Consider the following 25217-nt stretch of genomic DNA (forward strand, 5'->3'; position numbering starts at 1 on the left):
CCCGAATCCCCCCATTGGGTACCGCTTCTGACGGTAGCGGCGAAAACGGCCACGGGCCCCGTTCCGGAAAGAACCGGAACGGGGCCCGTGCAGGGTCGTGACAGAACCGTCGACGGGGAGGCTCAGATGAGGCCGAGGCCGCGGACCGCCTCGCGCTCCTCCTCGAGCTCCTTCACGGAGGCGTCGATGCGGGCGCGGGAGAACTCGTTGATGTCCAGGCCCTGGACGATCTCGTACTTGCCGTCCTTGGTGGTGACCGGGAAGGAGGAGATCAGGCCCTCCGGGACGCCGTAGGAGCCGTCCGAGGGGATGCCCATGGAGGTCCAGTCGCCGTCCGCGGTGCCGTTGACCCACGTGTGGACGTGGTCGATGGCGGCGTTGGCGGCCGAGGCGGCGGAGGACGCGCCGCGGGCCTCGATGATCGCCGCGCCGCGCTTGGCGACGGTCGGGATGAACTCCTCGGCCAGCCACTTCTCGTCGTTCACGGTCTCGGCGGCGTTCTTGCCGGCGACGGTGGCGTGGAAGATGTCCGGGTACTGGGTGGCGGAGTGGTTGCCCCAGATCGTCAGGCGCTTGATGTCGGCGACCGTCGAGCCCGTCTTCTTCGCGAGCTGCGTCAGCGCGCGGTTGTGGTCGAGGCGGGTCATCGCGGTGAAGCGCTCGGCCGGTACGTCCGGGGCGGCGGCCTGCGCGATGAGCGCGTTGGTGTTGGCCGGGTTGCCGACGACGAGGACCTTGATGTCGTCCGCGGCGTTGTCGTTGATGGCCTTGCCCTGCGGCTTGAAGATGCCGCCGTTGGCCTCGAGCAGGTCACCGCGCTCCATGCCCTTGGTGCGGGGGCGGGCGCCCACGAGGAGGGCGACGTTGGTGCCGTCGAAGGCGACGTTCGGGTCGTCCGTGATGTCGATGCCCTGCAGGAGCGGGAACGCGCAGTCGTCGAGTTCCATGGCCGTGCCCTCGGCGGCCTTCAGCGCGGGCGTGATCTCCAGCAGGCGCAGCTTGACCGGCACGTCCGCGCCGAGCAGCTGGCCGGAGGCGATGCGGAAGAGGAGGGCGTAACCGATCTGGCCGGCCGCGCCGGTGACGGTGACGTTCACGGGAGTGCGGGTCATGGCGTTCTCCGTATGACAGCTGGCGGTGGGCGTCCTTGCCCTGGGGTGCGGACGGACGTACAAATGATCGATCTCTTGGTATCAAGAGAGATCCACCGGTCAGGCTATCGCGCATCCGGGATGCCGGACGCGCGGGTCCGTGTGGCCCGTCCCACAGAGTGAACCGGCGACTCAACCGGCTCAGAAGAAAAGCGGGACGGCAGGAATAGTCGCCCCCATCCCGGGCACGCGAACCGTACCCCCACGGGAGTCCGGCTCGGTCGGTCCCCCCACGGCGGCCGCCCCAGTCCCCCCTCTCCCGGACGGGCGGCCGCCCCTTCTTCCGCCCTGCTTTCCGCCCTACTTCGTGCAGCCCTTCTGCCCGGACGCCAGCGTCGCGCAGGCCGTGGCCTCGCCCGCGTCCTTGACCGCGACCATCGGCGTGTAGGCGATGTTGTCCCCGGCGGCCGTGATGCTGTCGCTCTCCTTGGCCCCACCCGCGGTCACCTGGACGGAATCGCCCTGGGTGGCCTGGGTGATACGGCCCCACGCCGCGCCGCACGTCTTGCTGTAGCGCACCTCGACCGTGGACGTGCCGACGACGGCGGTCTTGGCGGTGGTGACGGATGCCGCGTCCTTGGTGCAGCCCATGGCCTCCGCGTCCTTGCCGGTGCAGGAGGCGCCACTGCACTTCACTCCGGCCGGCAGGTCGGTCTGGGCGCTGACGGACGGGGACGGCGAGGCACCGCCCTCGTTCTTCTTGCCCGAGCCGTTGTCGGTCAGATAGAACACGGCCGCTATCACGACCAGTACGCCGACGAGACCCGCGAGGAACATCGTCAGCCTCCGCCTGCCACCGCCCGAGGAGGCACCCCCACCGGGCCGCGGCCCCTGCGGCGGCTCACCGAACGGACTCGGCTCCTGCGGTGTCCAGCCCTGACCGCCGGCCGCCGGCCGCGGCGCCGGAGCCGCGGCCCCGGCAGCACGCCCACCGGACGGCGCCGGGCCCTTGTACCCGGCCAGCCCCCAGGAATTGGCGCCGGAGGAACTCTCCGGCGCATCCACCGAGGGTGATGCGCCGCGCTCCCGTACCACGTCCGCCGCGTCCCGCACCTCCGGGCCCGCCGGCTGCGGCGGCACCGTCGGCGCCACGCCCGCCGGTCCCGCGATCCCCGGCGTCGCCGTCGCGCTGCCGGACCTGCGGGCCGTCGCACTGCCCTTGCTGCTCGCCTTGGCATTGGCGGGAGGCGCCCCGAACTCACCGAGCGCGGCGCGCGCCTGGGAGATGCGGATGGCCTCCATGGTCATGTCGTGGCGCATCTCCGAACGGCTCCAGGCACGCTCGGCGAGCTCCCACATGGTCGTCAGATGGATCGGGTTGGTACCCGTGACCTCGGCCAGCGCCACGATCGCGCCCTTGGGCGCGAGCAGCCGGCCGTTCAGATACCGCTCCCAGGACGTCTTGCTGTAACCCGTGCGGTCGGCCACCGACGCGATGCTCAGGCCACTGCGGTCCACGAGCCGGCGCAGCTGGCTCGCGAACTCCCTGACCTGCGGATCGAGTTCGTCCGGCAAGGCCCTCCAACGAGGCATTGCTTCCCCCCTCTTCCCCCCGGTTGGTGCTGGTGTTCCTCGCGTTCCCCCGCGCGTGGTGCCCGTTCTGGCTACCCACAGGGATGCGCCCAGTAAGGATCTCAGTTCCCGGGATGGGGGCGCACGGGAGCGTTGGGGCGGTCCGGAATGCACCGTTGCACGCCGACGCGACCGCGGTCCAGTGTCCCACCGGCGGCCCCCTCCGCCGCCCGGCCGGACCCGCCTACCCTAGGGCCCTCATCGAACAACTCCGTGTCAAATCCGCAAACTTGTCAATACATCGACACCGTAGACACACATGGACAACCTCGCCCGTCACGGGCGCATTCACCCCGCTCAAGGGCACCTCACCCGAGCGCGAGGATGCCCACGACCGCGATCACCAGCATGAGGAGCAGCAGCAGTACTGCATACAGAAGCAGCCGTCCATCCGGCCGCCGACGGGGCTCCTCGGGCGTGTCCCACCAGGGCAGGGTGGGGTCGTCCTCGTACTCCTCGCCCGGCTCCTCGGCTCCCCCGGAGCTGCCGGCGGGTCTCGCGGGGAGGGCGGCCGGGCGCGGCCAGGCCTGCACCGCCAGTTCCCAGCGCACCCCGAACCGCTCGGCCTCCGTGTCGGCGAGGCCCGCGATCCGGCAGAGGGCGGCGACCGCCTGCCGGGGCGGCGGCTGGGTGGCGTTGAGATAGCGGTGCCAGGAGGACTTGCTGTAGGCGGTGCGGGCGCCGAGCGAGACGAGGCTGAGCCCCGTCCGGTCCTTGAGGAGCCGCAGCTGCTCCACGAAGTGCCGCACCTCCGGCGGCAGATCGTCCGGCAGCGGCTGCCAGCCGCCCATCGCGCACCTCCACCAGGTCTCGCATTGCCCGTCCTGACCAGGTGACGACACAGACCCCCCGTTGGTTCCCGGCGCCCCGAAGGGGCGCGGGGAACGGCGCGACCAGCCACGACGGCCCCGTACACGATGTACGACCCGACTCAGCGCAGGAAACGCTTACCGCGCAGCTAACTGCTCACCGTGAAATGCAGCGTGTCCTTCAGGAACGGAATCTGCAGCCACGGGTGCGGCTGCACCATCATCGCCAGCAGCACGATCGCCAGGCCCAGCACGCCGTACGTCACGATGTCCGTGAAGCGGGAGCGTACGGCGAGCATGCCGACGTCCGGCAGGATCCAGCGCAGCGCGGCGCCGGCCACCAGGGCGATGCCGATCAGCAGGGTGCCGTACCGGAAGACGTCCAGCGCGGTCAGCAGCAGGCCGAGCCCGACCAGGCCGAGGACGGCGAGGATCGGCCACTGCCGGGCGGGCGCCGGGGCATCGCCGGGAGCCGCCCGGCCGCCGCCCTCGGGACGTGCGGTGTCCTTCGTGAACAGTGGGAAGCGGCGCGTCACGCGGCGCGGCCTGCCCTCGGCGTCGGGCGCGCTGATCGCGTCGCGCACGGTCTCCTCGGCCTGCCCCTCGGGGTCCTCGACCGCCCGCTCGGGCTGCTTCGCCGCCCCCTGGGGGCGCTTCGCCTCAGCCGGCACTGCGCTCCGCCGCCTCGACCACGTTGACGAGCAGCTGGGCGCGGGTCATCGGGCCGACACCGCCGGGGTTCGGGGAGATCCAGCCGGCGACCTCGGCGACGCCCGGGTGGACGTCGCCCACGATCTTGCCCTCGGCGCTGCGCGAGACACCGACGTCGAGGACGGCGGCGCCCGGCCTCACGTCCTCGGGCCGGATCAGATGGGCCGAACCGGCGGCGGCGACGATGATGTCCGCGCGCCTGAGGTGCGCGGACAGGTCGCGGGTGCCGGTGTGGCACTGGGTCACGGTCGCGTTCTCGCTGCGGCGGGTGAGCAGCAGGGGCATCGGGCGGCCGATGGTGACACCGCGGCCGACGACCACGACCTCGGCGCCCTTGATCTCGACGCCGTACTGACGGAGCAGCGTGAGGACACCGTTCGGGGTGCAGGGCAGCGGGGCCGGCTCGTTCAGGACGAGACGCCCGAGGTTCATCGGGTGCAGGCCGTCGGCGTCCTTGTCCGGGTCCATCAGCTCCAGGATCCGGTTCTCGTCGATGCCCTTGGGCAGCGGCAGCTGGACGATGTAGCCGGTGCAGGCCGGGTCCTCGTTCAGCTCCCGGACGACCGCCTCGATCTCCTCCTGCGTCGCCGTCTGAGGCAGTTCGCGCTGGATGGAGGCGATGCCGACCTGGGCGCAGTCGCGGTGCTTGCCGGCGACGTACTTCTGGCTGCCGGGGTCGGTCCCGACGAGGATCGTGCCGAGGCCGGGCGTGACGCCCTTCTCCTTCAGCGCCGCCACGCGGGCGGTCAGATCGGACTTGATCGCGGCTGCGGTGGCCTTGCCATCGAGAATCTGGGCGGTCATGCCCCCATCCTCGCGGATGACCGGCCCCCGGTTCCAATCCGGGTGCCGTACCGGCGGGACGGTCATGATCGGCAAGATTGCACTTGCACAACACATGCGAAATGCCACTGGACAAGGCGAGCGGCCGTAAAGAACGATGAACGGCGCAGTATCGCGGTTCGTGTTCGGGGGGCAAACCGCTCACATCGTGTGATTCCTCCGCGCAATCCGCAATGTCCCCATATGCGCAACGGAGGAATCCCGCCATGAGTTACGGCGACCCGAACAACCCCTACGGCCAGCCGCAGCAGCCGCCGCAGCAGCCCGGTTACGGCTACCCCCAGCAGCCCGGTCAGCAGCAGCCCTACGGCTACCCGCAGCAGGCCCCGCAGGGCGTGCCGCCGCAGCAGGGCTACGGCTACCCGCAGGCGCCGCAGGCCCCGGCCGGCTACGGCTACCCGCAGCAGCCGGGTTACGGCATGCAGCCGCCGTACGCGAACTGGGGTCAGCGCTTCCTGGGCACGCTGGTGGACGGGCTCGTGTTCCTGGTCCCCTACATCATCGTCATCGTCGGCGGGGTCTCCAAGACCTGGGCCGTGGCGATCATCGGCTACCTCGCCATCATCGGCCTGGCGATCTGGCAGCTGATCAAGGAGGGCCAGACCGGCCAGACGGTCGGCAAGAAGGCGGTCGGCATCCGCCTGGTGCGGGAGGCCGACGGACAGCCCCTGGGCGTCGGCATGGCCTTCGTGCGCCGGCTCGCGCACTTCCTGGACAGCCTCGCCTGCTACCTCGGCTGGCTGTGGCCGGCCTGGGACGCCAAGCGCCAGACGTTCGCCGACAAGGTCTGCTCGTCGATCGTGATCCGCACGAACTGAGCGCTGCTCCACCCCATTTCACGGAGGAACACCCCCCATGAGTTTCGGCGGCCCCAACAACCCGTACGGCCCGCAACAGGGCGGGCAGCCGGGCTACGGCTACCCCACGGCTCCCCCGGTGGGCCCCTACGGCGGCGCTCCCGTGATGACGACGATGCCGGGCACCGTGAGCGCGGGCCGGGTGCTGCTGTGGGTGATCGTTCCCCTGCAGCTCATCGGCGTGGCCCTGTTCGCCTTCGTCGCCGGGGTCGTTCGCAGGACGACGAGTTCCGGTGTCGAGAGCGACGCCTCGTTCGAGAAGATCAAGGAGTACTCGAGCGGCGTGCTGTGGGCCTTGGTGGTGTTCTCGCTGGCCTGGGCGGTGTTCGCGGCCGTGCTGGCGTTGAAGTTCAGCGACGGCGGCAACCGTGTCCGGATCACGGCCATCGTCTTCGGCGTCATCACCGCGATGCTGGGCCTCTACCCTTTCGTGATCGTGGGCCTGCTCCACACGGTTCTCGGCATTCTGATAGCCGTGTTCGCCGGCAACGCGAACGGAACCGCCTGGTTCAACCGCATACGACAGTGAACCGCCCGGCGCCACTGCACAGTTCGCGCCAATAAATCGCCAAGGGCCGTGTCTCCCCGTCCGAGGGGGACACGGCCCTGGTGCGTCGCCCTACTCTGACCTGGGTAGCCGGCAGGCACGGGAGACGCACCTTGTACAGCATCATCGTGGTACCTCCGCCGACCACGGAGGACCGTTCCACTCGCACCCAGCTCAAGCTGGCGCCCGGCGAGCGGCTGACGTTCGGGCGCAGCGCCGACTGCGACGTGGAGATCCCCCACAAGGGCGTCTCCCGCAGGGCCGGTGAGATCACCGCGCAGGGCGCCTTCTGGATACTGAGCAACCTCAGCCGGGAGCAGACGTACGTCGTGGAGAACCCGGAGGGCGCCGGCGAGCACATGAAGGTCGGCCCGGGCCGCCTGGACGCCCCCGTACCCTTCGAGTTCTCGCGGATCGTGCTGCCGGCCGCCGGGGACCTCCTGGCCGTCGAGGTGTGGGCGCCGCGCCACGACTACCTCCACTCCGAGGGCGGCCTCGACGGCGCCACCACCGCCCCCGCCTTCTCCGTCGACCGCACCAAGCGCTACTTCGCGGTCCTCGCGGCCCTGTGCGAGCCCCGCCTGCGCGGTGAACCGCACGCGCCGCTGCCGACCGTCGACCAGGTCGTCGACCGGCTGCGCCCCAACTGGCCCGCCGCGTCCCGCACTTCGGTGCAGTGGAACATCGACTACCTGGCCGTGAAGCTGCGCCTCAAGCCGGGCCCGGAGGAGGCGGACAGCGGCCCGCGCCTCAACGGCAAGAAGGAGTCCCTGGTCTCCCTCGCACTCCGCTTCGACCTCGTCCGCGAGGACGATCTGGTGGTCCTGGCCGCCTCCCCGTCCGGCCGGGCGGTCCGGTGACCGAGCCGTACGCCGTGCCGGTGCCCAAGGGGTACCGGGTGGGCGTCTGGGAGGTGCGGGACCCGATCGCGACGGGGGCCTTCGGGAGCGTGTACGAGGGCCGCCGCACGGGCGAGGACCTGACGGGCACCGGCGAGGAGCCGCCCCGCACGGTCGCCCTGAAGTTCCTGCCGACCGGCACCGGAACCCCCCGCCAACTCGCCCATCTGCGTGAACTCATCGACCGCGAGGTCGAGTTGCACCGCCGTCTGCGGCAGCCGCGGCTGATCCGGATGTACGACACACTCACCGTCGACGACCCCGGCCGGCCGGCGTTGGACGGTGCCACCGTCCTCGTACTGGAGAAGGCGGAACGCTCCCTGACGGCCCTGTTGTCCGCCGACCCACGTCCGGCCGCGGGGCCGGCGCTGCTCGCGCAGATCTGCGAGGGCCTGGCCCAGCTGCACCGCGCGGGCTGGGTGCACGGCGATCTGAAACCGGCCAACGTCCTGCTGATGAAAGACAGTTCGGCGCGGCTCGCCGACTTCAACATGGCGGCGGAACTGGAAGGCACGCACGCCTACACCCCCGCCTTCTCGACGCCGGACTACACCCCGCCCGAACTCCTCTGGTCGGAGATCGGCACCCGCGGCCGCCAGATCCGCCCCTCCGCCGACGTCTGGGCCTTCGGTGTCCTGGCCCATCTGGTGCTGACCGACTCCTTCCCGCTGCCCGGCGGCACCCCGACCGCCCGACGCGACGCGGCCGCCGCCTACGCCCGCGGCACCGACGAGCTCCGCCTCTCGCCCGAACTCCCGGACGCCTGGCGGGAGATCGTCCGGGACTGCCTCTCCCGCACCCACGCCGACCGCGTCGCCACGGACACACTGCTGCGCCGGGTCGCGGAGGCGGCGGGGACGGACCGCCCGCCCCGCCGGTTCCCGTCCTTCTCGCGCCGCGGACACCGCTCGACGGTGATCGCGAGCGCGACGGCGGCCACCGTCGCGATCGCGGCGCTCGGCTACGGCATCAGCACCTGGGCGGACTCCGGCAGCAGCCCGCCGGCCGTCAGGAGCAGCTCCCCCACGGCGGAGATCACCCCCGCCACCTACGGCGCCGCCGAACTCCGCACGGACCGGGGCATCCCGGCGGTCTACCGCCCGATGATCGTCGACGCGGCTCACGACTGCGACCAGGCGGACGTCACACCCGCGCTCATCGCGGCCATGCTCAAGGCGGAGAGCAACTTCGACCCGAGGCTCTCCGATCCCGGCAAGGACGAGTACGGCATCGCACGCTGGACCCCGAGGCTGCTGCGCTGGTGGATCCGGGCGGACGGGCAGCCGGTGAAGTCGATCCCCAAGCCACCCCTCTCCGTCCCCGACTCGATCGCGGGCCTCGGCCACTACCTCTGCTACATCGAGCCGAACCTGACACCCGGACTGCCCGGCGACAAACGGGTACTGATCGCCGCCGCGTACCGGACCTCGTACAAGCGGGTCAACGCCGCACGCGGCATTCCCCCCGAATACCGCGCCTACTGCAAGCGTCTCGCCCACTGGCTCAAGGAGTACACGCCACCGGGCAAGGAGTGACCCTGAGAGTTCCGAGGTACCGGCGGGCGGGCGCCGGCGGCACGGTGGTACCACTCCGCCACGGCGGAACGACCACCAGAGTTCATGCCAGAGTTCATGGGGGAAACGTGAACATCGCCAAACCCGCCGCGCTGCTCCTCGCGGCCACCGCCCTGCTCGCCGGCTCCACGGTCGCGGCCACCGCCGCCGACACCCCGGACGGCACCCGGGTGACCTCGACGCCGGACGGCATCCGCGTCAACGGCCTCCAGCAGACCGCCGACCAGGTGCTCGCCGGCCACCCGAAGGCCCTCAAGTCCACCGCCGAGAAGGTCGAGTACGACGGCCTGACCCTGACCCGGGCCCCGAAGGGCAAGCTGGGCGCCCAGGACCTGGCCTGCGGCTACGGCCACCTGTGCATGGTCGTCAGGGGCACGAAGTTCGACTTCTACAAGTGCCAGACCTGGACCGTCAGCAACTGGACCGGCGACGGCCCGTTCACCAACAACCAGACGCCCGGCACGGTCGCCAAGTTCTACAACCAGGACGGCAGCGTCCGCTGGACGTCCACGGCGTACGAGGCAGGCACGGCCACCTGGGACCCGATCTGGTCCCTGCGCCCCTGCTGACAGCGCTCAACAGCAGCGGTCTCCGGCTCCCTCGGGGGAGGGCCGGAGGCCGCTTTTGGCTTCGCAGGAGGAGAGCCGCCGCAGAAGCCCGCTACACCGGCAACCCGGTAGTCTCTCGTCAACCAGCGGTGCCACCGGGCACGTTGGGGTGGCCGAGGTCGACAGAGAACACCCCGGGGGATCCATGTCAGACGCCGCCCTCGCCCAGACGTGTGCGAGGCTCCTGCGGCCGGCCGACCCGGTGCGTATCGGGCCGTACGTGCCGTTGGGGCTGCTCGGCAGCGGTGGGATGGGCCGGGTCTACCTGGCACGGCACGGCGACGGGACGCCCGGGCTGGCCGCGGTGAAGGTCGTACGGCCCGAGCTCGCCGAAGACGTGCGCTTCCGGCGGCGGTTCGAGCGGGAGGCCACCGTGCACGCGCGCGTGGGCGCGCCGTACACGCCGGAGCTCTTCGGTACCGGGTTCGAGGCCGACCGTGAGTTGCTGTGGATGGCGACCGCGTATCTGCCGGGTCTCAATCTCGCGGACGCCGTGCGCGAGTGCGGAGTACTGGGACCGCCCGGGGTGTGGCGGCTCGTCGCGGACCTCGGCCGGGCGCTGGGCGCACTGGCGGCCGTAGGGATCGTGCACCGGGACTTCAAGCCGTCGAACGTCCTGCTCACCCAACAGGGCGCGCACGTCATCGACTTCGGCATCGCGCAAGCGGTCGACGCCAGCGCGATCACGACCACCGGCAGCAGGGTGGGCACCCCGGCCTTCATGTCCCCGGAATACCTCAGGGACGGCCGCTGCGACACGGCGTCGGACGTCTTCTGCTGCGCGAGCACGATCGTCCACGCACTAACCGGACACGCACCGTTCGGCGACGGCACCGGCATGGACGTCCTGCACCGCGTCGCCTCCGAGCAGCCGAACGCCGAGATCATGGCCGAGGTCGTGACCGCCGACCCCGCCCTGGCCGCCCTGCTGACCGCCTGCCTCGACAAGGACCCCGCGCTACGGCCCGGCCCACAGGACCTCATCGACGCCGCCGCCGCACGCCCCCGGGCCACGTCCTGGCAGGAGCCCCTGGGCAGCCGCCTCCTCGCCCGGCAGCAGGCGTACGACGTGCTCCGCACCAGCCCGGTACCGGGCGAGCAGACGCCGACCCGGCAGGTGTCGTACCCGCCGGCCGGGCCGGGCTTCGGCCCGCCGGTGCCTCCGCCGGCGACGCCGACCGCACCCGTCCGGCCCCGCGGGAAGCGGTACGCCGCCCTCGTCGCCGTACTCGCGGTGTGCGCGGTCGCCGTGACCGCCTTCGTGCTCACCCGCCCGTCGTCCTCCGAGGCCACGACGAGCGCCGCCGCCACCGCCACCGCGGCCGCCGACGGCGCCGGGCCCTCCTCGGCCTCCGGGAATCCGAAGGAGAAGGGGCGGGAGAAGCCGAAGGGACAGGGGCAGGGGCAGCTGGTGGACACGGGCGCCTCCGCCACCCCTTCCCCGTCCGGCAACAGCACGCGGAGCACCAGCCCCACTCCCCACCCCACCTCCAGGACTCCCGGCGCTCCGACCCCCACCCCCTCGAAGCCGACCACCGCCCCCGCGAAACCCCCCTGGCTCACCGACTGCACCTACTACTCCGGCACCGAGCAAACCGAGCTCGGCGACCGCGGCCAACGTGTCGTGCAGGTGCAGTGCATGCTGACCAAGCGCGGCTACAGCGTGGGCAGTTCGGGTGTGGACGGCGATTTCGGCAAGGACACCGACGCGGCGGTACGGAGCTTCCAGACCGCCAAGGGGCTGGAGGTCGACGGCCAGGTGGGTCCCAACACGTGGGCGGCGCTGCGCAGTTCGACCTGAAGGCCCTGAAGCGGAACCCCTTACGGGTAGTACGGGGTGTACGTGATCGAGGAGACCTTCAGATACCTCGCGCCGTCTCCGGTGGCCCAGGTCGAGTCGTTGGGGTTGCCCGGCCAGTCCCCGCCGACGGCGGTGTTGACGATGAAGTGCATCCCGACACCCGCCGGAGTGGAGTACCACTTGGTGCCGGTGATGGTGCCGTCGACGGCGAAGTCGATGTGATCGGGCCACCAGGTGAACGAGTACGTGTGGTACGCGTTGGTCCAGCCCGCACCGTTCGTCTTCGAGAACTGGGTCTGGGCGTTGTTGGTGTCATGGGAGGTCTGGTAGACGGTGTTGGCGTTCTGGCCGACGATCTCGGCGGCGTCGAACTCGGGCAGCCAGGGATTCAGGTAGGCCGCCCACACCGCGGGCAGGAGGCCCTGGCCGTTGGGCATGTTCGCGGTGAAGCTGTACGTGCCGTAGCCGTAGAGCGCCTTGGACTCCACACGGCCCGAGTAGTACGTGCCGCCCGACTTGTAGGTCTTGATGACCAGGGTGTTGCCCTCGTACCAGACACAGCCGGGGGTGTAGGTCTCCAGCTCGTTGTTGGCGGTCCACCGTCCGTTGATGACATTCCAGGAGTTGACCGTCTGCGGGGCTCCCCAGGACGCCGCATGGGCTTGCGGCTGTCCCAGGAGGAGCAGTGACAGCGCCGCCAGGGCGGCGATTATCAGGCGTCCCGGCCGAAGAAATACAGCTGACATCGCGGCTCCATTGCTCGGATGACACGGGGCGTGGGAGCGGTCCCACCCTCATATCAACCGGACTGTAGGAGTCCGTTCAACGTTTGACAAGATACGCGGCGCGGATCGCTTCCTGGCTTCTGGAGTTGAAGCCACCAGCCACGGGCGATACGCGGGCCGCTAGCCGAAGCCCGAGACGGCCGGGGATGTCCAGAAGGTCACAGCCGGCCCATAGGAGCCGCTCTCCTCGTCGCCGACCCCGACGGTGATCTCCCGGCCCGGGTAGCGCGCGGACAGAACTCCCTGCCAGCACTCCCCCAGAGCAAGGGCGAGTTGGGGCAGCTCCTCCCCGAGCTGATCGTCGTCCGCCCGGGAGGCGTTGACGAAGACGTCCCACAACCTGACCTGATTGACGACTGCTTCGATTCGTTCCCGATCACGGCCCAAAGTCGTGAACCAGTTGTCGACGGTGTCCTGGCTGAAGTTCTCCTTGAGGAACACGCAACCGCGGTACTCGACCGTCTCGGGGCAGAACAGCCAGGCCGCCGCCAGGACGAAGCGCAAACCGCCCTCGTAGTCGAGGTAGTTGGCCGGGGAGAGCTCCTCGTCCTTCCATTCGGTGCGCCATTGTCTGAAGAACGCCGGCAGCTCGCGCTCGGACCACACCGGTTTGCTGTTCGTCACGGGATCTCCCCTGGGGCCTACGGCAAACCGCCCGTACCCGGCGCGAACCGAGTACGGGCGGAAGGGTCGGCGTCGAATGCGCCGCTCTGCGGAGACGGCTCAGTGGAAGAAGTGACGCGTCCCCGTGAAGTACATCGTCACGCCCGCCTTCTTCGCGGCCTCGACCACCAGCTCGTCGCGGACCGAGCCGCCCGGCTGGACGACCGCCTTCACACCGGCCTCGATGAGGATCTCCAGGCCGTCCGGGAAGGGGAAGAACGCGTCGGAGGCGGCGTACGAGCCCTGGGCGCGCTCGGCGCCCGCCCGCTCGACGGCCAGCTTCGCGGAGTCGACGCGGTTGACCTGGCCCATGCCGACACCGACCGAGGCGCCGTCCTTGGCGAGGAGGATCGCGTTGGACTTGACGGCGCGGCAGGCCTTCCAGGCGAAGGACAGCTCGGCCAGCTCCTCCGCGGAGAGGGCCTCGCCCGTGGCCAGCGTCCAGTTGGCCGGGTCGTCGCCCTCCGCCTGGAGGCGGTCGGTCACCTGGAGGAGCGCGCCGCCGTCGATGGGCTTGATCTCGGCGGGGTGCGAGGGGGCCGCCGGGGCCTTCAGGACGCGGATGTTCTTCTTCTTGGCGAGGGCTTCGAGGGCGCCGTCCTCGTAGTCCGGCGCGACGATGACCTCGGTGAAGATCTCGGCGACCTGCTCCGCCATCTCCTTCGAGACCGGGCGGTTGACGGCGATGACGCCGCCGAACGCGGACAGCGGGTCACAGGCGTGCGCCTTGCGGTGCGCCTCCGCCACGTCCGAACCGACCGCGATACCGCAGGGGTTGGCGTGCTTGATGATCGCGACGGCCGGCTCGTCGTGGTCGTACGCGGCACGTCGCGCGGCGTCCGTGTCCGTGTAGTTGTTGTACGACATCTCCTTGCCGTGCAACTGCTCGGCCTCCGCGAGACCGGTGCCCGTGCCGTCGACGTAGAGCGCGGCCGGCTGGTGCGGGTTCTCGCCGTAGCGCAGGGTGCTCTTGCGCTCCAGGGCGGCCGCGATGAAGTCGGGGAACTGCGAGTCGTCGGCCGGGGCGTAGGCGCTCGCGAACCAGCTCGACACCGCGATGTCGTACTCGGCGGTGTGCCGGAAGGCCTCCGCGGCGAGACGCTTGCGGGTGGCGAGGTCGAAGCCGCCGTCCTTGGCCGCCGCCAGGACGTCGGCGTACCGCGCCGGGCTGGTGACCACGGCGACCGACGGGTGGTTCTTGGCGGCCGCGCGGACCATCGAGGGGCCGCCGATGTCGATCTGCTCGACGCACTCGTCGGGGGACGCCCCCGAGGCGACCGTCTCGCGGAACGGGTAGAGGTTGACCACCACGAGGTCGAACGGCTCGACGCCCAGCTCGGCCAGCTGCTCGCGGTGGCTCTCCAGGCGCAGGTCGGCGAGGATGCCCGCGTGCACCCTGGGGTGCAGGGTCTTGACCCGGCCGTCCAGGCACTCGGGGAAGCCGGTGAGCTCCTCGACCTTGGTGACGGGCACGCCCGCGGCGGCGATACGGCCGGCGGTGGACCCGGTGGAGACGAGCTCCACGCCCGCCTCGTGCAGGCCGCGTGCGAGGTCCTCGAGGCCCGTCTTGTCGTAGACGCTGACGAGCGCCCGGCGAAGGGGCCGCTTGTTGCTGTCGGCGGTCACTGGATAACTACCTTTCGTCCCTCAATGCGATAGCCGTTGCGGGCGAGCCGCCCCACGACATCGACGAGCAGCCTTCGCTCGACTTCCTTGATGCGCTCGTGCAGCGCGCTCTCGTCGTCCTCGTCCCGGACCTCCACCACGCCCTGAGCGATGATCGGTCCGGTGTCGACGCCGTCGTCGACGAAGTGGACGGTGCAGCCGGTGACCCTGGCGCCGTACGCGAGCGCGTCGCGCACACCGTGGGCTCCGGGAAAACTGGGGAGGAGGGCCGGGTGCGTGTTCACGAACCGGCCGCCGAACCGGGCCAGGAACTCCTTGCCCACGATCTTCATGAACCCGGCGGAGACGACCAGGTCGGGCTCGTACGAGGCGACGGCCTCGGCGAGCGCCGCGTCCCACTCCTCGCGGGTCCCGTAGTCCTTGACCCGCGTCACGAAGGTCGGCAGCCCGGCGCGCTCGGCCCGGGCGAGCCCCTCGATGCCGGCGCGGTCGGCCCCGACGGCCACGATCTCGGCGCCGTAGGCCTCGACGCCGGTCGTCTCGATGGCGTCCAGCAGCGCCTGGAGGTTGGTGCCGGATCCGGAGACCAGCACGACGAGGCGCTTGGCCACGGGCTTGGCGGCCACGGTGGGGCCCTTTCTCGGGGGAGCGATTCCGTACGGTCGGCCGTATGTACGTTCGTACGAATGCTTCGCGCCCCGGGATACGGGGAAGTCTACGAAGCGGCCGACCGTCAGCAACGATACCGGCACTCCGGGCAGCCCCCACGGGACGGGGGCGCGGCCGGAAGGTAGCGTCTGGGAGAGCCCGGGTCGGGAACGTGATCGTGGTGCTGTGCGTTTCCGGAGTGGAAGCCCGTGCCAAGACAGCCGTACGAACGCCTGATCAAGGCCTGCTCACTGCCGTATCGCCTAGGGGAAGACGCTCACTTGATGCCGGACCGCAGCCTGCGACTGCTCACGCTCCCCCCGCAGTCGGTGGAGGGAGGGGAGCACCGCGGCGTGCTGCTGCGGGAGCGCCCCGCATCTCCACCCGACGCGCCCTCGGACCGGAAGACCGGCGACTCCCCCGAGGACGACAACCCCTTCGCCCCGCCTCCGGAGGGCACGCCGGACCGCCCGTGGCGGCCGCGCCGCCCGGCCGAGGGTGAGGGCGGCGACGGATCCGGAGAGTCCGGTTCCCCCTGGGGCAGACAGTGGAGCGACCGCCAGCCGGGCCGCTCCCCCGGCGGTTTCGGCGAGCGCCCCGGCGGTCCGCCCCCCGGTCCCGAGGGTCAGGGCGGCAACACTCCGGGCTCGGGCATGCGCTGGGACCCGACGGACCCCTCGCAGCGCCGCGCCCGCTACGCGCTGCTGTGCGGCATGTGGGCCTTCTTCTTCGCCCTCTTCAGCTGGCCGTACGTGGCCCTGCTGCTGGGCGCCCTCGCCCTGTACTGGGGCATCAGCGCCCTGCGCGCCAGGACCGGCGCCGCCGAGCCCGCGGACGACCCGGGTGGCCGGCCGCAGACGACGGCGGCGGTGACCGGCCTGGTGACGGCCTCCCTGGCGATCGCGCTGGTGGCCGCGACCTTCACCGCGCAGCTGGTGTACAGCGACTACTACACCTGCACCAACGACGCCCTCACCAACCAGGCGAAGCAGTCCTGCACCCAGCTTCTGCCGAAGGAACTGCGGGGGCTGCTGGGCACGAGCGGCTGACGAACGGCGGGTGCGGCGGCGTTCACGGCGCGTCCGGTGCATCCGGCGTCCCAGGCGGCTCGGACGCGTCCTTGAGGGCTGCCCAGCGTGACTCGCGGGTGGCGTCGCCGGGCCATGGGGCCGACGGCTCGGGCGAGGGTTCGACGGGCAGGAAGTCGTACGGCCCGAAGCCCGCCTCCTCCTGGTCGCGCAGCGCGCCGTACGCGTCGTCCTGGTCGTAGGGGGTGGAGGGCGCCGCGGCGTCCGCCGGATTCCGCGCCCCGTCCGAAGCCGCCTTCTTCCTCCGGAACCGCCCCCTGCCCTCCGCCTTCTCCGCCTTCGTCGGCTTCTCCGGCTTCTCCGGCTTCTCCGGTTTCTCCGCCTTCTTCGACTTCTCCTGCTTCGAGTCCACGGCCTCCGGCCCCGGCTCGACGAGCTTCGCTTTCGGGTCCGCGGTCCTCTGCCTCAGGGCGAGAGTGTTCGACTCCGGTTCCGCGCCCGTCCCGCGTCCCCGGCGCGCACGGCACCGCCAGGCCCGCACGACGACCGCCGTCGGAATCGCCGCGACCGCCGTCCAGACGACCGCCGCGCCCCCCGTCTGCCACCACACCGGCCCGAACCTGGCAAGCTCCGCGACCCCGAGCCGCCCGCCCGCCATCGTCGCGAGTACGGCCATTCCGGCCCCGCACAGCAGCGCCGCCAGCAGGGCGGTGCCGGCGGTCTTCCTGGTCCCGGAGGTTCCGGCGTCCGGCGAGGAGGACGCATCGCGCGCTTCCGCTCCGCCCACGAACGACCCCATCGCCAGTCCGGCAGCCAGCGGCACCGCTCCCGCGACCCAGTTCGGCCATCCCCCGGCCCCCGCGTCCGGCACCGCGGCCAGCAGCGGAAACGGCGGCAGCAGCGGGGCCGGGGCCGAGGACAGCGGGTCCACCACATGCCCGGTGCCCAGCACGAACCCGGGCCCGAGGGCGTACGCGGCCCCCCACACCGCCGCGTTCGGCACCAGCACCAGGCACAGGAACAGCACGGCGAAACGGCCCGACCAGCCGTCCGTCAGCTGAAGGAAGGAGATCCGCGCCACCCCTCCGTGCCACACCAGGGAGACGGCCACCAGCGCCGCCCCGCCCCCGACGAGCACCGCCGCCCCGGCCCCCGCGGACCGCGCCGCGATGCCCAGGCGGGCATGGGAGCCCGGCCCGCGGACGAAGCTCCGCAGACCGGACGGCAGCAGCTTCAGCACACCGTCGAACGCCCGGCGCGGATGCCCGTAGGCCGTCCACACCCCCGCCCCCGCCATCACCATGACGAGCACCGGCAGGGACAGCATGGCCCGCCCCCACGAGGGCCGCAGCTCTCCGCCCGAGGCGTACAGCGCCGCGGCCACGCCGACGCCGAGGTAGCCGAGGACCACACCCGCCCAGGCGGTACGGGCGGACAGCAGCGGCCCGTCCTCCTCGCCGCCGTACACCACGTCCCGCGCCGCCCGGTGGACCAGCAGCACCGGCAGCGCGAACAGCAGCAGCGGTGTGACACCCACCGGGGCGGGGACACCGGAGAGCGTGTCGGTGCGGAGCAGTTCGGTGCCGTGCGCCAGCAGCCACAGCGCGGCCGCGACATGCAGTGCACCACCGGGCCCGCTGTCGGGGTACGGCGAACTGATCCAGAACACCATCACCAGCACGGTGATCGTCCCGAGCCCCAGCCCGGCGGCCACCGCACCGCCCGCCACGCCGGCGCCAAGCCCTGGCGATCGGTCGCGCATCCTCGCCCGGATCCGGGCACGCAGGTACGGCAACGGAGCTCGGCGAGCGGTCGTCTGGATCACGACCGCCATGCTCCCAACGACACGCGCTTTCTCGTCGTAATAGGCAAACCGCCGAAGTGTCGCTCAATATACGTTTATGTACTTTTTCGTACGAAAGGGCGCCCCGTGACGCCGATCCCTGCGAGCCCGCTGGCGCCCGAGCTGACGCCCGCTCAGGCCTTCGACGCGCTGTACGCGTTCTGCGCCCCCGCCCTCGTACGGCAGACGTTCCTGCTCACCGGGCGGCGCGAGCTGGCGCGCGAGTCGGTCGAGCGGGCCTTCCAACTCGCGTGGCAGCGCTGGCCCGAGGTGGCCGTCGACCGGGATCCGGCGGGGTGGGTGCGGGCGACGGCGTACGAGTACGCGCTCTCGCCCTGGCACCGGTTCCGCCCGAGCCTGCGGCACCCCGAGCCGCCGCTCGTCGACCGGCGCGACCGCGAGCTGATGCAAGTACTCATGGAACTCCCGCCCTCCTACCGCCGGGCGCTGCTGCTCTACGACGGTGTCGGCCTCGATCTGCCGGAGACGGCGGCCGAGGCGGAGGCGAGCACTCCGGCGGCGGCCCACCGGCTGCTGCACGCGCGCGAGGCGATCGCCGCACGCCTGCCGGAGCTTGCCGACCCGTCCGAGTTGAACCGCCGTCTGGTCGAACTGGCCTCCACGGAGCGGCAGCCCGCGCCGAACCCGCCGACGGTACGCAGACGCGGCGAACGCAGCGCCCGCTTCTGGACGCGGGCCGCCATCGCCTTCACCGCAGCCCTGGTCGGCACAACAGCCCTGGCCCTAAGAACGGCCCCCACGCACTACGAGGCCCCGGTACCGCCGGGCACAGCCGTGCAAGGGGTCCCGCCCCGGGTGGCCCGCGGAGCCCTGTCGGCGCCCCAGGCCCAACTCCGCGCAAAACTACGGTCGGGAACGGCCCACGGCCCGGAGAGACTCGTACCGCTCACGCAATAGCCCCCCGGCCTGGCCTGCGGGCAATCGTGCCGCCTAGGGCGGCACCCGTCCCAGAGAGAGGCGGCACCCCGCCAGCGCGGGCAAGCGAAACGCCGGTGGGCCCGCCCCCACCCCGGGGAACGGGCCCACCAACGCTCAGCTATGAAACCGTTCAGCCGGCCAGGATCTCTCGCGCCAGCTTCGCCGTCTCGGTCGGCGTCTTGCCGACCTTCACCCCGGCGGCCTCAAGGGCCTCCTTCTTGGCGGCAGCCGTACCGGACGAGCCGGAGACGATGGCACCCGCGTGACCCATGGTCTTGCCCTCGGGCGCGGTGAAGCCCGCGACGTAGCCGACGACCGGCTTCGACACGTTCTCCTTGATGAACGCGGCCGCCCGCTCCTCGGCGTCTCCACCGATCTCACCGATCATCACGATCAGGTCGGTGTCGGGGTCGGCCTCGAACGCGGCGAGCGCGTCGATGTGCGTCGTGCCGATGACCGGGTCGCCGCCGATGCCGACGGCCGAGGAGAAGCCGATGTCACGCAGCTCGTACATCATCTGGTACGTCAGCGTGCCGGACTTCGAGACCAGACCGATGCGGCCCGGCTTGGTGATGTCGCCCGGGATGATGCCGGCGTTCGACTGGCCCGGGGTGATGAGACCGGGGCAGTTCGGGCCGATGATCCGGGTCTTGTTGCCCTTGGACACGGCGTACGCGTAGAACGCGGCCGAGTCGTGGACCGCGATGCCCTCGGTGATGACGACCGCGAGCGGGATCTCGGCGTCGATGGCCTCGACGACGGCGGCCTTGGCGAAGGCCGGCGGTACGAAGAGGACGGACACGTTCGCGCCCGTCTTCTCGATCGCCTCGGCGACGGTGCCGAAGACCGGGATCTCGGTGCCGTCGACGTCAACGGTGGTGCCCGCCTTGCGCGGGTTGACGCCACCGACGATGTTGGTGCCGTCGGCGAGCATGAGCTTGGTGTGCTTCATGCCCGTGGAGCCGGTCATGCCCTGGACGATGACCTTGCTGTCCTTGTTGAGGAAGATAGCCATGGCTGTGTGTCCCTCGTCCCTTACTTCGCAGCCGCGAGCTCGGCGGCCTTGTCGGCCGCGCCGTCCATGGTGTCCACGCGCTGCACCAGCGGGTGGTTGGCGTCGGAGAGGATCTGACGACCCAGCTCGGCGTTGTTGCCGTCCAGACGCACGACCAGCGGCTTGGTGACGTCCTCGCCGCGGTCCTCCAGGAGCTTCAGCGCCTGGACGATGCCGTTGGCGACCTCGTCGCACGCGGTGATGCCGCCGAAGACGTTGACGAAGACGGACTTGACGTCCGGGTCGCCGAGGATGATCTCCAGGCCGTTCGCCATGACGGCCGCGGAGGCGCCGCCGCCGATGTCGAGGAAGTTGGCCGGCTTCACGCCGCCGTGGTTCTCACCGGCGTACGCGACGACGTCCAGGGTGCTCATGACGAGACCGGCGCCGTTGCCGATGATGCCGACCTCGCCGTCCAGCTTGACGTAGTTGAGGTTCTTCTCCTTGGCGGCGGCCTCGAGCGGGTTGGCCGCGTCCTTGTCCTGGAGGGCCTCGTGCTCCGGCTGGCGGAACTCGGCGTTCTCGTCCAGCGAGACCTTGCCGTCCAGGGCGATGACGTCACCGGAGGCGACCTTGGCCAGCGGGTTGACCTCGACCAGGAGGGCGTCCTCCTTGATGAAGGTGTCCCACAGCTTGACGAGGACGTTCACGACCTTGTCGGCGACCTCGGCCGGGAACTTGGCGGCCGCGACGATCTCGCGGGCCTTCTCCTCGGTCACACCCTCGTTGGCGTCGATCGGCGTCTTGGCGACGGCCTCGGGGCGGGTGGCCGCCACCTCCTCGATCTCCATGCCGCCCTCGACGGAGGCGATGGAGAGGAAGGTGCGGTTGGCACGGTCGAGGAGGAAGGAGACGTAGTACTCCTCCACGATCTCGGGCGCCGTCTCGGCGATCATCACCTTGTGGACCGTGTGGCCCTTGATGTCCATGCCGAGGATGTTGGTCGCGTGCTCGACCGCCTCGTCCGGGGTGGCGGCGAGCTTCACGCCACCGGCCTTGCCACGGCCGCCGACCTTCACCTGGGCCTTGACGACAGACTTGCCACCGAGGCGCTCGGTGGCTGCGCGGGCCGCCTCAGGCGTGTCGATGACTTCACCGGCCAGCACCGGTACATCGTGCTTGGCGAAGAGGTCCCTCGCCTGGTACTCGAACAGGTCCACGCGCTTCCGTCCCTATCAGTGATCTCGCGGTTCGTTGGATGCGTGGGCGTGCCGCGAAGGGCAACGTGACGTCCGCTAGTCACAGGGGAGGCGCACACGGTGTCCGAGCGCGCGGCATGTCCGTCTCGCAGGTTATCGCTGCTTGCGGAGGGCCCCTAAATCGAGGGTCACACCTGAGCGGTGATACCTGTCACATGATGCCGCGCTCACTGGCACGGCGTGCCGGATGTGAGGGCCGGGCACGGTTCGCGAGGGCGTCCGGGGCACGTACGGGGAAGGGCCTCACCGGGCTGGGGTTGACCCGGTGAGGCCCTGTGTACAGCCCCGAAGGGGGGGCTCGGAGCAGTTGATCCCCACCCCAATGGGGATCACCTGGCTCCGACCGCGGGGTTCGGGCCGGCCGGTCCGACGGCTTTCGGCCGTCCGGGTCCCTGGATCCGCGGAGTCGGTCGAGCGTCAGACGCCGTACGGGATGCCGTACCGCACGTTCTGCGCGTAGTCCGGCGTGATCGACTCGGTGACGCCCTGGACACCGGTGACGGCGTGCTCGGCGAGCGGGCCGCCGGTGGAGCGGACGGTGTCGGTCAGGTCTCCGGCGAAGGGCGCGACCTGGCCCACGACGCCGTGGGCGAAGGGGTCGACGTCCCCGGCGACGCCGTACGCGAAGGGAGTGGCATCGCCCGCGACGCCGTACCCGAGCATCGTCACGCTGCCGCCGACGCCGTGGACCACCGGCTCGACGAGGTCGACGACGGGCTGGGCGGCCACGGTGACACCGTGCGCGAACTGCGGCACCTGCCCGGCGACGCCGTACGCCAGGCCGGTCGCGTCACCGGCCACGCCGTACGCGAGCGGCGCCACGTCGTCGGCGATCCCCCCGGCGAACGGCCGGACGTCGCCCGTCACGCCGTACGCCAGCCCGTCCGCGTCCGCCACGGTCTGCCCGGCGACCGGCAGCACGCCCGACACAGCGGTGTGCGCGACCGGCGGCAGGACGGCCCCCGTCGCATCCTCGCCGGCCTGGCCGACCAGGCCGGTGGCGTACGAGGGCACGTCCGCGACGACACCGGCGGCGACCGGGGCCACGCCGTGCACGGCGCCACCGGCCACCGACTGCACGTCGGACACCGCGCCACCGGCGACCGGAGTGACGCCTTGGACCACGCCTCCCGCCACCGGCTGCACGCCCTGCACGGCGCCCGCGGCGACCGGCTGGACGCCCCGCACCGCGTGGGAGACCACCGGCTGCACGCCCTCGACGACCCCTCCCGCGACCGGCTGGACGTCGGCCACCACGCCGTACGCCAGCGCCGTCGCCGCGCCGGCCGCGTGACCGGCGGTCTGCCCGACGCCGGTCACGGCACCGCCCGCGACGGGCAGCACGCCGTGCACCGCGCCGGTGGCGACCGGGGTCACGCCGTCCACGGCTCCGGCGGCGACCGGCAGCACGCCACTCACGGTGCCCGTGGCCACCGGCGTCACCCCGGCCACGGCGTGGGTGACGGTGGGCGCGACCCCGGCGACGGTCTGCTGGGCGACCGGGACGACGCCCGCCACCGCCTGGCCCGCAACCGGTGTCACGCCGTGCACGGCCTGGACGGCGAGGGGCGGGACGGCGGCCGCGGTCGTCTCCGCGACGACCGGGGTGACCGTGCCGGGAACGCTCTTCACAGTGCCGACGACCTTCTGCTCGACCCCGCCGGCCGTGCCCGTCACATGGCCGGGGACCGCGGCCACGGTGGCCTGCGCGGCACCGGCGACGGCACCGGCCTCGCCCTGCGCGAGACCCGTCACGCCTGCGGCACGGCCCTGAACGCCCGCCGCGGTGCGGCCCGCGCCCGCCACGGTCTGCTGCGCCTTCGTCCGTACGACACCGTCGACGCCCTGCGCCCGGGTGCGGGCCGCCGACTGCACGCCCTGGAGCTTCGTCTGGGCGGCGGCCAGCGCCTGCTCCAGCTCCGGCGCGAAGGCGGCGAGGGGGCCGAAGAGGTAGTCGACCGCGCCCTGCGGGGAGGAGGCCGTGTCGGTGACGGTGGTGGTGCCCTGGGCGGCCGCGGCCTTGGCCTCGGCCTGCGCGGCACGGGCGGCCTTGGCGCCCTGGATGGCGGCGGCGCCCTTGATCTTGGAGGCCTTCTTGGCGGCCTGCGGGGCGGACACCTTGGCGTCCACGTACTTACGGGCCTGCTCGGCGGTCTCGCCGGGCGCCGTCTTCTGCGCGCCGGTGATCGTGGAGGCCACCTGGTGCGCGGTGGAGCCGGCCGTCCCTGTGACGCCGGAGACGGTGTGCTGGACGCCGGTGACCACGCCGTCGACCGTGCCGGTGACGGTGTCGGTCAGCGCGCCGAGGGTGCTGCCGGAGTCCACGGCCGCGTCGGCGGCCGGATCGGATGTCGTATCGGACACGGACAGGGTGGATGAGGGCAACTCGTCGGCGCTGGCCACGGCGGAACCGAGCGCCCATGCGCCGGTGACACCGGCGGCTATGACGATGGAGCGGCGGATGTTCTTGTTCATGCGTGCGTCAGATCCTTAGATCCCTGGAAGCTCCGCGCTCCTTGATCTCGGGGGAGATCCGGGGAGTTCCGGGGCTTCTTCGAAAGGCTTGGGGACAATTCCGGCGCCGCTTCCGGTCCTGGTCCGGGGAGTCGGGACCAGCGGAGTCGGCGGCTTGCGTCCGGAGAACGAAGGGTGTCCGGACGGGCGGGCAGACCTGCTCCGCCCCCGCGCGGCAGGTCCGTGGCGGGGGAAGGGCCTGCCCTAGCCGGGGAATACGGGGATGTCCCGGTGCCTGTCCCGGGTACCGGCCGCGGCTGCGCGCACGGCGGCGCCGGGCACGAGCCGCACGAACGGCCGGTGGTTCAGGGCGACGGCGTGTGCGTCGCCGTGCCTCGAAGTGCCGTTGTCGACCGCGGCCCGGTTGGCCGGCACACCGGCCGGGTCGGGGGCCTGCTGTGCCGGGGCGTACCCGGCACCGGCCCGCCGCCCGCCGCCCTGCACGGCGGTGGTGGCATGGCCCGCGGTCACGCCCACGAGGGACCGCGGCTCGTGCCCCGTACCGCTCGCTGCCGCTGTGGAGCGCCTGTCGTCGACGGCGCCTTCCAGTCCCGAGTGAACTGCGACACCCGGCTGCGGCACCTGCGCGACCGGCGCGGGAAGTATCCGGCCCGGCGCCGGAGGGAAGCCGGGCAGCGAGGGCAGGCCCGGCATCGACGGCGCCCCGGGCAGCTCCGGCAGGGAGGGCAACGACGACAACGGCGGTATCTGCGCGGTCACCCGGCCCAGCCCGGCGGTCACGGTCTCGACCAGACCACCGACCGGCTGTACGACGTGATCCCCTACGGAGCGGACGAGCTCACCGGTCGACGGGGTGAGGACCTGGCCGGCTGCGCCCGGGGTCGCGGGACGGGTGTCGGGATGCGGAGCGGGCTGGAGATCGGCCGGAGCCGGTGCCGGAGCCGGTGCCGGAGCCGGTGCGGCGGGAGTCGTCGGCTTGGGCTGGTCCGGAGCGGCCGGCTGGGGCCGGGGTGCCTGCGCCACGAGTGCGGGCGCAGCGCTCGTCAGCCGGCCGACCGTGGCGGCCGACGTGTTCGTGGGCCGAGTGACCGTGGCGACCGCGTCGCTCGTCGACGACGCCGGGACACCGTCCGCCGGGACGGTCCCCACGACCTCGGACGAGGAGGCGGCCGGCGCCTGCTCCGCCGCGTGTGCCTGTTCCCCGCAGAAGAACCCCAGCGCGAACAAACCACCCACCAGCAGCACGACTTGCAGCGCACGCCGGCCGGCCGCCGTGCGCATCACGCGCAGAGCGGCACCGGGCAAGGCTGCTGGCCAGGTCAAGAGGGGGTGGTCCTCCCGTGCGGCGGAACGAATGTCACATGACGAGCCGTAACGAGCTACGAGTCGGGCGCGACGCGGTGCGGTACGGACGAGGCGGCGCAACGGCGCGCCACGGATGAGGCGTCGATCCTCGCACGCCCCTCCCGAGGTTGCGCAAGCCCCCTGTTACCGATGGGTAGGCATGTCCGTTTTGCTGGCCGAAGTCGGACGACGATGCATCGACAAATCGTCAGTGACCCTTCTGTGTCTCCTCGGTTGCACC

Annotated in this window: 22 protein-coding genes; 8 read left to right on the top strand and 14 right to left on the bottom strand. The window is 71.6% G+C overall.

What is annotated here, in order from left to right:
* Positions 1 to 122 precede the first annotated feature (122 nt).
* From ABT254_RS01265 to ABT254_RS01285, 5 genes are all read right to left on the bottom strand, one after another.
* Positions 123 to 1112, bottom strand: a complete 990-nt coding sequence (locus tag ABT254_RS01265; protein WP_351462376.1) for a malate dehydrogenase — start codon at positions 1110 to 1112, stop codon at positions 123 to 125.
* A 339-nt stretch (positions 1113 to 1451) separates the two neighbouring features.
* Positions 1452 to 2684, bottom strand: coding sequence for a helix-turn-helix domain-containing protein (locus ABT254_RS01270; RefSeq protein ID WP_351462377.1), 1233 nt, complete (start codon positions 2682 to 2684; stop codon positions 1452 to 1454).
* 347 nt (positions 2685 to 3031) lie between these two features.
* Complete coding sequence (locus tag ABT254_RS01275) at positions 3032 to 3514, bottom strand: helix-turn-helix domain-containing protein (protein WP_351462378.1); 483 nt, start codon at positions 3512 to 3514, stop codon at positions 3032 to 3034.
* A 167-nt stretch (positions 3515 to 3681) separates the two neighbouring features.
* Positions 3682 to 4203, bottom strand: coding sequence for a DUF3017 domain-containing protein (locus tag ABT254_RS01280; RefSeq protein ID WP_450749652.1), 522 nt, complete (start codon positions 4201 to 4203; stop codon positions 3682 to 3684).
* Entirely contained in the window at positions 4193 to 5047 is an 855-nt protein-coding gene (locus ABT254_RS01285; RefSeq protein WP_351462379.1) for a bifunctional methylenetetrahydrofolate dehydrogenase/methenyltetrahydrofolate cyclohydrolase, read from the bottom strand. Before ABT254_RS01285 ends, ABT254_RS01280 begins: the two co-directional genes overlap by 11 nt.
* Before the next feature lie 245 nt (positions 5048 to 5292).
* On the opposite strand from ABT254_RS01285, the gene ABT254_RS01290 reads away from it, so the two are divergent.
* From ABT254_RS01290 to ABT254_RS01315, 6 genes are all read left to right on the top strand, one after another.
* Positions 5293 to 5904, top strand: a complete 612-nt coding sequence (locus ABT254_RS01290) for an RDD family protein (protein ID WP_351462380.1) — start codon at positions 5293 to 5295, stop codon at positions 5902 to 5904.
* Positions 5905 to 5941: 37 nt separating this feature from the next.
* Positions 5942 to 6472 carry a hypothetical protein gene (locus tag ABT254_RS01295; RefSeq protein ID WP_351462381.1) on the top strand — a complete coding sequence of 177 codons (531 nt, stop codon included), beginning with the start codon at positions 5942 to 5944 and terminating at the stop codon, positions 6470 to 6472.
* Between the two features lie 131 nt (positions 6473 to 6603).
* Positions 6604 to 7350, top strand: a complete 747-nt coding sequence (locus ABT254_RS01300; protein ID WP_351462382.1) for an FHA domain-containing protein — start codon at positions 6604 to 6606, stop codon at positions 7348 to 7350.
* Positions 7347 to 8924 (top strand): protein kinase domain-containing protein, encoded by a 1578-nt coding sequence (locus tag ABT254_RS01305; RefSeq protein WP_351462383.1) that lies wholly within the window; start codon positions 7347 to 7349, stop codon positions 8922 to 8924. Before ABT254_RS01300 ends, ABT254_RS01305 begins: the two co-directional genes overlap by 4 nt.
* Positions 8925 to 9031: 107 nt before the next feature.
* A complete protein-coding gene (locus tag ABT254_RS01310; protein ID WP_351462384.1) occupies positions 9032 to 9532 on the top strand; it encodes a hypothetical protein in 501 nt (166 codons plus the stop codon).
* Positions 9533 to 9716: 184 nt separating this feature from the next.
* Positions 9717 to 11372 (top strand): protein kinase domain-containing protein, encoded by a 1656-nt coding sequence (locus ABT254_RS01315; protein ID WP_351462385.1) that lies wholly within the window; start codon positions 9717 to 9719, stop codon positions 11370 to 11372.
* A gap of 20 nt (positions 11373 to 11392) precedes the next feature.
* Here the strand turns inward: ABT254_RS01315 and ABT254_RS01320 are convergent, their stop codons facing one another.
* From ABT254_RS01320 to purN, 4 genes are all read right to left on the bottom strand, one after another.
* Positions 11393 to 12118 (bottom strand): glycoside hydrolase family 16 protein, encoded by a 726-nt coding sequence (locus ABT254_RS01320; RefSeq protein ID WP_351462386.1) that lies wholly within the window; start codon positions 12116 to 12118, stop codon positions 11393 to 11395.
* Between the two features lie 159 nt (positions 12119 to 12277).
* Positions 12278 to 12781, bottom strand: a complete 504-nt coding sequence (locus tag ABT254_RS01325) for a hypothetical protein (protein ID WP_351462387.1) — start codon at positions 12779 to 12781, stop codon at positions 12278 to 12280.
* 99 nt (positions 12782 to 12880) lie between these two features.
* On the bottom strand, positions 12881 to 14446 hold the full coding sequence (gene purH, locus ABT254_RS01330; protein ID WP_351462388.1) for a bifunctional phosphoribosylaminoimidazolecarboxamide formyltransferase/IMP cyclohydrolase: 1566 nt from the start codon (positions 14444 to 14446) through the stop codon (positions 12881 to 12883).
* Positions 14443 to 15072 (bottom strand): phosphoribosylglycinamide formyltransferase, encoded by a 630-nt coding sequence (purN, locus tag ABT254_RS01335; RefSeq protein WP_099930863.1) that lies wholly within the window; start codon positions 15070 to 15072, stop codon positions 14443 to 14445. The genes purH and purN overlap by 4 nt, the downstream gene beginning before the upstream one ends.
* A gap of 306 nt (positions 15073 to 15378) precedes the next feature.
* On the opposite strand from purN, the gene ABT254_RS01340 reads away from it, so the two are divergent.
* A complete protein-coding gene (locus tag ABT254_RS01340) occupies positions 15379 to 16143 on the top strand; it encodes a hypothetical protein (protein WP_351462389.1) in 765 nt (254 codons plus the stop codon).
* A 22-nt stretch (positions 16144 to 16165) separates the two neighbouring features.
* On the opposite strand, the gene ABT254_RS01345 is transcribed toward ABT254_RS01340, so the two are convergent.
* Complete coding sequence (locus ABT254_RS01345; RefSeq protein ID WP_351462390.1) at positions 16166 to 17956, bottom strand: cell division protein PerM; 1791 nt, start codon at positions 17954 to 17956, stop codon at positions 16166 to 16168.
* 96 nt (positions 17957 to 18052) lie between these two features.
* On the opposite strand from ABT254_RS01345, the gene ABT254_RS01350 reads away from it, so the two are divergent.
* On the top strand, positions 18053 to 18883 hold the full coding sequence (locus tag ABT254_RS01350; RefSeq protein ID WP_351462391.1) for an RNA polymerase sigma factor: 831 nt from the start codon (positions 18053 to 18055) through the stop codon (positions 18881 to 18883).
* A 151-nt stretch (positions 18884 to 19034) separates the two neighbouring features.
* Here the strand turns inward: ABT254_RS01350 and sucD are convergent, their stop codons facing one another.
* The 4 genes from sucD to ABT254_RS01370 all read right to left on the bottom strand — a co-directional run bounded on the left by sucD (position 19035) and on the right by ABT254_RS01370 (position 24955).
* Complete coding sequence (sucD, locus tag ABT254_RS01355; RefSeq protein ID WP_232647486.1) at positions 19035 to 19919, bottom strand: succinate--CoA ligase subunit alpha; 885 nt, start codon at positions 19917 to 19919, stop codon at positions 19035 to 19037.
* A gap of 20 nt (positions 19920 to 19939) precedes the next feature.
* On the bottom strand, positions 19940 to 21118 hold the full coding sequence (gene sucC, locus ABT254_RS01360) for an ADP-forming succinate--CoA ligase subunit beta (protein ID WP_351462392.1): 1179 nt from the start codon (positions 21116 to 21118) through the stop codon (positions 19940 to 19942).
* Between the two features lie 456 nt (positions 21119 to 21574).
* A complete protein-coding gene (locus ABT254_RS01365; RefSeq protein ID WP_351462393.1) occupies positions 21575 to 23632 on the bottom strand; it encodes a hypothetical protein in 2058 nt (685 codons plus the stop codon).
* 243 nt (positions 23633 to 23875) lie between these two features.
* Positions 23876 to 24955 (bottom strand): hypothetical protein, encoded by a 1080-nt coding sequence (locus tag ABT254_RS01370; protein ID WP_351462394.1) that lies wholly within the window; start codon positions 24953 to 24955, stop codon positions 23876 to 23878.
* Positions 24956 to 25217 lie beyond the last annotated feature (262 nt).

Origin of the sequence: Streptomyces sp. NPDC001137 (assembly GCF_040298885.1) — a bacterium.
Lineage (GTDB): Bacteria > Actinomycetota > Actinomycetes > Streptomycetales > Streptomycetaceae > Streptomyces.

Excerpts from the sequence above, each read along its gene's own strand:
- ABT254_RS01265 (WP_351462376.1), bottom strand. The coding sequence starts at position 1,112 with ATGACCCGCACTCCCGTGAACGTCACCGTCACCGGCGCGGCCGGCCAG.
- ABT254_RS01270 (WP_351462377.1), bottom strand. The coding sequence starts at position 2,684 with ATGCCTCGTTGGAGGGCCTTGCCGGACGAACTCGATCCGCAGGTCAGG.
- ABT254_RS01275 (WP_351462378.1), bottom strand. The coding sequence starts at position 3,514 with ATGGGCGGCTGGCAGCCGCTGCCGGACGATCTGCCGCCGGAGGTGCGG.
- ABT254_RS01285 (WP_351462379.1), bottom strand. The coding sequence starts at position 5,047 with ATGACCGCCCAGATTCTCGATGGCAAGGCCACCGCAGCCGCGATCAAG.
- ABT254_RS01290 (WP_351462380.1), top strand. The coding sequence starts at position 5,293 with ATGAGTTACGGCGACCCGAACAACCCCTACGGCCAGCCGCAGCAGCCG.
- ABT254_RS01295 (WP_351462381.1), top strand. The coding sequence starts at position 5,942 with ATGAGTTTCGGCGGCCCCAACAACCCGTACGGCCCGCAACAGGGCGGG.
- ABT254_RS01315 (WP_351462385.1), top strand. The coding sequence starts at position 9,717 with ATGTCAGACGCCGCCCTCGCCCAGACGTGTGCGAGGCTCCTGCGGCCG.
- ABT254_RS01320 (WP_351462386.1), bottom strand. The coding sequence starts at position 12,118 with ATGTCAGCTGTATTTCTTCGGCCGGGACGCCTGATAATCGCCGCCCTG.
- ABT254_RS01340 (WP_351462389.1), top strand. The coding sequence starts at position 15,379 with ATGCCGGACCGCAGCCTGCGACTGCTCACGCTCCCCCCGCAGTCGGTG.
- ABT254_RS01345 (WP_351462390.1), bottom strand. The coding sequence starts at position 17,956 with ATGGCGGTCGTGATCCAGACGACCGCTCGCCGAGCTCCGTTGCCGTAC.
- sucD (WP_232647486.1), bottom strand. The coding sequence starts at position 19,919 with ATGGCTATCTTCCTCAACAAGGACAGCAAGGTCATCGTCCAGGGCATG.
- ABT254_RS01365 (WP_351462393.1), bottom strand. The coding sequence starts at position 23,632 with ATGAACAAGAACATCCGCCGCTCCATCGTCATAGCCGCCGGTGTCACC.